The sequence below is a fragment of the Vibrio sp. 1F263 genome, from assembly GCF_041439035.1.
GTDB lineage: Bacteria > Pseudomonadota > Gammaproteobacteria > Enterobacterales > Vibrionaceae > Vibrio > Vibrio tasmaniensis_A.
The window spans coordinates 1-7,380 of sequence record NZ_JBGONI010000076.1; the positions used below are offsets into that span (position 1 = coordinate 1).

4 protein-coding genes and 2 pseudogenes are annotated in these 7,380 nt (G+C 38.3%); 3 read left to right on the top strand and 3 right to left on the bottom strand.

Annotated elements, in window-relative coordinates:
- A pseudogene (locus ACED25_RS22630) lies at positions 1-538 on the top strand (IS5 family transposase); the annotation flags it as partial.
- An 844-nt stretch (positions 539-1,382) separates the two neighbouring features.
- On the opposite strand, the gene ACED25_RS22635 reads toward ACED25_RS22630, so the two are convergent.
- Entirely contained in the window at positions 1,383-2,117 is a 735-nt protein-coding gene (locus ACED25_RS22635; protein WP_017103568.1) for a hypothetical protein, read from the bottom strand.
- A 406-nt stretch (positions 2,118-2,523) separates the two neighbouring features.
- The gene (locus ACED25_RS22640; RefSeq protein WP_371696180.1) at positions 2,524-4,578 is read right to left on the bottom strand and encodes a hypothetical protein; all 2,055 of its coding nucleotides are present in this window, start codon (positions 4,576-4,578) and stop codon (positions 2,524-2,526) included.
- 494 nt (positions 4,579-5,072) lie between these two features.
- On the opposite strand from ACED25_RS22640, the gene ACED25_RS22645 reads away from it, so the two are divergent.
- Entirely contained in the window at positions 5,073-5,561 is a 489-nt protein-coding gene (locus ACED25_RS22645; protein WP_102428398.1) for a PadR family transcriptional regulator, read from the top strand.
- 174 nt (positions 5,562-5,735) lie between these two features.
- On the top strand, positions 5,736-5,930 hold the full coding sequence (locus tag ACED25_RS22650; RefSeq protein ID WP_371696182.1) for a hypothetical protein: 195 nt from the start codon (positions 5,736-5,738) through the stop codon (positions 5,928-5,930).
- Between the two features lie 127 nt (positions 5,931-6,057).
- On the opposite strand, the pseudogene ACED25_RS22655 reads toward ACED25_RS22650, so the two are convergent.
- A pseudogene (locus tag ACED25_RS22655) lies at positions 6,058-6,680 on the bottom strand (IS5 family transposase); the annotation flags it as partial.
- Positions 6,681-7,380 lie beyond the last annotated feature (700 nt).

The following is a 7,380-nucleotide window of genomic DNA, read 5'->3' on the forward strand; positions in this document are numbered from 1 at the left end:
CGAAGGTGAATGGAAAGTCAAAAAACACGGGACAGATGGCAAGCGTAGAGTCTGGTGAAAGCTGCATATTGCCGTTGATACAAGCACTCATGAAATTATTGGAGCCGAGCTAAGTTTATCGACGGTTACAGATGGAGAAGTCCTCCCTAACTTATTGAAACAAACACGCCGAAGTATCCTTAAGGTGTCTGGTGATGGCGCTTACGACACGAGAGCATGTCACGCTGCTATTGAGATTAAGCGAGCCGTTGCGCTTATTCCCCCAAGAGAAGGGGCTGCCTTCTGGGAACGTGGTCATCCTCGAAATCTCGCCGTGGGTAGCCAGAAGTTATACGGCTCAAATAAGTATTGGAAAGAGCGGTATGGATACCACAGACGTTCACTCTCAGAAACAGCGATGTATCGAGTTAAACAGTTACTAAGAGGACGATTGAGCTTAAGAAATTACAATGCGCAGGTGGGTGAGACTTACGCGATGATAAAAGCGTTGAACAAGCTTACTGGGTTAGGTATGCCTAAAGCTTGTCGTATTAACTAAGAAACACACGAAACGAAGTAGCTCTATCTCTAAATTTAATTACGCAACAAAGCCTATCCTCGCCCTAAAAGCGGGCGAGGATTTACGGAGAAATTGCTAACTGGAAATTGAGAACCTCAAAATTATCCTATAAAATTTATTCCTAACGAAGCCGCAAATTCCACCTGCTTCCAGCTCGATCTAAATCACGATCATTTTTAATCCGACCTGGGCGACTTGCCCCTCCCTCCTCTCCTCGACCACCTACAACCATAGCTAACATTTCTAATTCTTCTTGCGATAATAAAGGATGATTGTCAAATATAACTCGTTTCATTATTAAACCCCTAATTTTATTACTAATAATCTTAAAATTAAACAAAAGAAATTAATTTTAAATTATGATTACATTTAAAAAATTAGTTAATAAGTTAATAAGTTAATAAGTTAATGTAAATTATATAAATTATATAAATTATATAAAAAAGAATAACCTTGAATTCTAATTTCAGCACCGAGCCTACTGCATAAATACAACGTTGCTCATCTTCTTTGAAAATAACGTCTAACGCCCAGGACTCTGGCTCTCAATGTGCCAAAGTTTTCTTGTCGCTCTTGATCGGCTTTGTTGAAGCGCTCATTTAATCGCCAATTTTTGAGTTGAGAGCCTTTTCCTATATTCTTATCATACCTTGATGTATTCACTCTCATAATCATACCTTACAAACACAATCAATCCAGGCGTCAACACTTCAAAAAAACACACCTACCGACAAACCAATTATATTGCGTGACCGAGGGCGGATTGATATCTGATTATCAGGCGACATTATGGATAATTGGCAGAGTGAGCAACGCACTTAAACTAAAAGCAGTTAGGTGTTGAAAAACCCATCCTTCGATAATTAGTCTCAAGAACATCCGAGATCATAAAAGCAGTAACCTTCTTTATTTCACCTCCGCCTTTCTTTAAATCTCGAATTATCTCCCTACCATTTTCAACACTCGCTCTTTTAACCGCTCCCGGTCTATTAAGCCTAGTGTTAACAATGTTATCGGGGTCTGACATCACTTGAGATATGCTTCTTTTTTCTAATGCAGTCCAGTCCTTAACCTCACTAATCACTACATTTTCACCTTTATATGAAGTTGAAAAGTATAATTTATTAGAATCTATTACATCTGAGCCCAAGGTATCAGAGGCACTTTCTAAAAAATCGTCATTGAACTGCAAAGCCTCTGTTACGCTACTTTTAGTACTTTCATTTGGAAATGGTATTTTACCTTCCTCAATATCAGCCAAAATATTTTTGTTCTTTTCAAGCATACTTTTTACATTCTCATATAGCTTTTTCCTAGCTTCTGAATGTTCCAAGGGTTTATCTAAAACTAACTTTTCAGTAGAGAAACCGACTTTTGAAAGCCTTGCCTCCCCATTTTGAATTATTATTTTCGGCCTGATCGAGTCTAATTCACTTGGATTTATTTTAGTTACATCAATTTCAAGACTCCCAGACATCGAGCTAAATGAAATTGCAGAGAGTAGCAATATCAAAAATGTATTTATAATATATTTAATTTTATATTTTCTTCCCATCATGATTCACCTCTTCAAGGAGTAATTGGTCTATGGTAATCCGGGGAAAGGAGAAGCCAACCCATTGTAATTCCCCTCAATAACATCAGAAACTACAAAAGCGGATATTCACCTAACGTTCGGATTATTTGACTTAAAATCTCTCACCACACTTCTATCTGTTTAGCACTGCACCTTTAAGAACCACATTAGTATTTACAATGTTGTCTGGATAACATGACGCAAGAGAAATACGCTTGCTCTTAACCTTAGGTCGCTCGAACGTTAGACATCAAAATGGATTATCCTTTGATTTAATTAAACTAGTGCCTCTTCCTATAGTCTTGATTTTTAGTTAATCAACTCAAAAAAATCATTTTTAAAACTTTATCTAAGATACTTTTTCCCTGCTCCCATCACAATATTCGACCTAATTGGCGTGATGCAGACGCATGGGTGGTCCTGTTTGAGAAACAGGAACCCATAAATTGATAGTGTCATCAAGGTACCTAATTATTTTATTATTATCTTCATCTAAAAAAGGAGTTGAGTTAAACGCTAGCCAATCAAAGTTTCCACTTGAATATTTATGTACTTCTTGAGAAGAGTAATTTACGAGTTTACTGTTTTTATTTAGCGCAACCAGGTCGTCACGTAAATCGCTCAAGATTACAGCAGCGGCTTCATTTTCCCAATCACTTAACTTTTGTAGTTTCTTCACGTAATTATCGATTAATGCGCCCACAACGTTAAAGTAACTATTTTGAATAGAGCTAGTCATTTGAGCATAATCAATGAATCGTAATGATGTCTCATAGTTATCACCACCTTGTAGACTCATTAATGAAACAGCATCATTTAATGCAACATCTACCTTTTTCTTTAGGCTTCCATCAGCCACATGTTTATCGATTTTCTCAATAAGCGAATTTAATTTTTCTTGACTGATTGGCTTTAATGAAATTTCTGATTTATCTACTAATTTAGTATTAACCAGGTCTTTAGCTGCATGATAAGAACTCATAATTTTGTTTTTAAGGGTGGAATGTTCCTCTCCAATTTTCGAATATGCATCATTAATTAATTTTGTAAACTTGGTCTCATCAGTCACATCGACGCCTTGGCTAATTAGTGACTTTGTTATGGCAAAAACAAATGGAGCAACATCAATTTTGGATTTAATATCATTCATGACAGAGCCTTGAATTATTGAGCTTTCAATTGGCATAAATATCGATATAAAAATAAGAAAACCTTCTTCAATCTTTACCTCTGAATAATCAAGGTTTTTCAAAATATGATGCCCAAAATATAACCAAGAATAGTATTTTTTTAGAACATCATTATATGGGGCTATCATTGACTCCTGAAGACTATGGATAAATTTTGTATCTGTAAGCATATCTTTGAATTCAACAACAAGATGATCGCTATTGTCATATATTACATCTACTGTCCTCTCTAAAACTGGGGAAAATACATCATTCAACCAACGCATATTTGGTATTGCAACATTTTTTATCGATTTTGAAAATCGGATGCTGTTTGTGCCTTCATATGATGGATGGAAATTTGCATTATTTAATTGGACATGTCCGAAACTGCTTATGTATTTCTTACCTGTCAATGAGGTTGAATACCAGTATTTTAAATTTTCCTTTAATCCGATTAGGTGGCTAATAGTTACTGGTAATTCACTTGAAACGAATTGCGTGGTTATTGGGGTGGATACTGTGTTATCTTTGAAATATTTATCTACTCTATTAGAGTAATTATCATTAATCAATCTATATGCTAATTTGTGGAAACTGTTTTTATATAATTCAACTGTTAATTCTCCAAAATGTTTATATTCATAATTATAAATCTCATCATTATCACCTCGGATTATTTTTTTAAGCTTTAGTAGTGATGCGTCTGTTTTATCAATTGCTTTTGAGTAGACACCCATCAAAGTGCGATCGGACTCTTCCATCTTGTTGATGACCCCAGCCATTTTTATATCACCATAAATTGCAATCCCTTCAGCGATGAGAACACCTATAACTGGGTTTATAGCCTCCGCAATTGACTCGGAGAAGATTGAGCCGATAACTTCCCCTGCAATTTCCGGGGCTATGTAGGAGCCCAAAAGAACGGCACCACCAGTGATTTCATCAGCATTTTTATTTTCTATGCCGTCAAGCAATTCTAATCCACCACTTACAACGGCAATAGCTCCACCAATTTTCTCTGCCAACTCCATTGCTCCGGTTTCAAATTCTGGTATAACCTCACCAATTTCTTCATTAGTAATCTTTTGGCCAATGGAAGTTTCTTTTTCTGATATCGGTGAGATGTCCTCTTGAAAATCATCAACCTCTTTTTCAAGAGTTGTAGTTTTACATGCTTCCCCCTCATCCAAAAGAAAATAGAAAGAGTTAGCACTATTGGCAAATAATACCGATCCGATTGATAGTCCAATAGTGCTTATTTTAAACTTCATTGTCCATTCCCCCGCCTAAAATATGATTTTTTGAAAAATTTGATGGAATTAAAAAATTGGTAAAACTGACAATAGACTATTTCAATCAATCAATAAGAACATTTAAATAATTTATGTTTTATTTATATTGAAAAGTTATCATCTTTACTAATTCAAGGAAAAAGCATGAGCCACACCAAGAGTTTTTGACTCTGAGTTAAGTGAGAAAGAGCTTGCGGTTGAAAATGCAGCTAGAACAATATTAGTCAAAAACAAGATTATATGTAGCAAAGCGGAAAGAGCGGTATGGTTACCACAAAGCCTATCAACAACTCAAAATCAAAAAACGGATAATTATTAATTATTAATTACCCTTCAACCTCTTGCGATAGCTGACAGGAAGAAGCATAAAGACGTCAGGTTAATAATCGCCCCAATAATGATGAAAGTCGTTTCACTTAACATCTCAGCGCATTCAAGCCGACCGCATTGTAATAATTGAAGGAACTAAAAAGATGTCACTACGTTACGTCATATTGACGTATTTAAATGAAAACCCCCACTCAGGTTACAGCGTCACCAAAGAAATCAACAAATCCCATTATTGGAGCGCCGTCCTACAGCATACTTATCGAGAGATTAAGGTATTGCACAAAGAAAGATGGATAGAAGCGCATGCGAACTGTGCTTCAAAAGGCAACGCTTTCACTATCACCGAACTTGGTAAACAAGCGCTAATTAACTGGCTATCGACACCGGTGGCCACCTGTCAGCATAGAGATTCGTTTTGTATAAAATTGATGAATCATTCTCTCGCACCAACAGAATTAAGCCGTGAGATAGACCTCAGCATCAAAACCACCCTCACGGTATGTCAATATTACGAACGAACCTTGAAACAACCGCAATTAAACGCTCGTCAAACCCTTATCCTCAAAAAGCGACTCGCAGAAGTTCAATTGAATTTGGATTGGTTCCAAGACATCCAGAAGACCTTGTTTTGAAAACGTCCACTCAAAGCAAAGTCGTTAAAAAAGAAATTGACCACATCGCCAAATACATTACACCTCAAGTTCATTCTGGCCCCGTCAAGCACGCACCCAGAATGAACTTGAAGAGAACGACATCAGCCAAAATATTAAAATAGTGGGATTGATTCATAATAAGGAGAACACCTCATGGACAAAAGAACCGTACCAGCCCATCAGCGCATGGAAATACCGCTTAAACCCAACCACGCCTTACCATATCCAAGTAAAACCGTGCCAGAAAAATTAAAGCAGCAGACCAAAGTTCGTCGCCGCATTGAAGACATCCTTGAAGCCCAAGAATTTGATGCGCTTTGGAAGGATGGGGGAAATAGAAGACAATAAAGCACGGCCGCTTTGTCGCGTAATTCAGTTTAGAGGCCATTTTTCACCGTTTGATATGCTTTTTAATCAATACGACAGGTTTCAGGCATCCCAAGCTTCTACAGCGCTTTGAGCATGTCTAAGTTTATGAAAGTAAACGTTTGTGATAACCAGACCGCTGTTTCCAATACTTATTGGAACCGGACACCTCCGGACAACCAGCCGCGAGATTTCGGGAGGGGGATGAGCTCAAACGCGAGTTTAATCTGAATTGCATAGTAACAAGACCTCGTGTCATAGCGCCATCGCCAGATACCTCTATGAGACTTCGGCGTGTTTATTTGAGTAAGTTCGGGAGCACTTCTCCACCGGTAACATTAGATAAACTTAACTCAGCAGCAAGGATTTCCGGCGTCTTGGTATCGACCGCTAAGTGTAACTTTCGCCATACTCTAAGCTTCCCATCTGAACAAGGTTTTTACTTCCTACTTACCTTCACCATAAACCTTGATGCCTCTCTACTCAATGGCTAGGCACAGCATTGCGCCTCTTGCTTTTGTTTTAGATGAGATATCTACCTCTTTTGCATGGCGAATGATACTTTTGTTATGTGGGCAGCTCAACGGAACATGAAGCTAGCCTAAATATTGAATCGATAGACCCTTGCAGCGATCTCAATGGCATAGAGAAGACTCGTTTCACCATTAACGCAGTGGTAGTAATAACTAAATCACTGAATCGACGTGACCTACCACGCTGGTTCTGTTTGCTTTACGTCCCCCCACTTATCGCCTCGGGACCTATCAGAGCTAATAGGAACTAATACAGGTAAAGGAGACCTCTTTTTATTTGTACTGCAATTTATCTAACTCATAATTGTCCGTGCGACCTGAAGTCGTATGAAGCGTTGTTCACCACGCAGAGTGAACCATCTGTATCACCAGATGACCCTAAGAGCCTGAATAAAGCAGCGGCTCTGACAACGTAACGAAGCTTGGTCGTTAGGCTGTGCGGGAGCAAAATCGTGAGAGGATGTTCCTCCTGATAACCTCAAAATCGGGTGAGTGCTAGGGAGTCAATATGATGAATGTAATGTGAATCCATTTAAGGCGCGTTATGTGATGAAACAGCGGAAGTGGTTAATACGCTGTAGCCAAAAGGCAACGAGAGTCGGAAAGAGATTGGACAATGCTCTTTCGTGGTCATTGTACTCTCCGCACCATTGTGGGCATCTAAGTTGACATTTTTACGCGACATACGGAACAGGGTAAGCCTGTATACCTCCCTATGGGAAAGCTACCTGTGAAGGTGGCCGATAGGTATGCAGGTAAAGGAGGTTAGAGAAAGCAAATGTCGCTTTGTAATGAAGTGGATACAGATTTCTATCTGGCGCTAAAGCGAGCTGACTTCTAACTGGTCTCCCGTTGCGAAAGAGTTTGAAGAACTTTATTGAAGAAGAAAAGCAAATGAT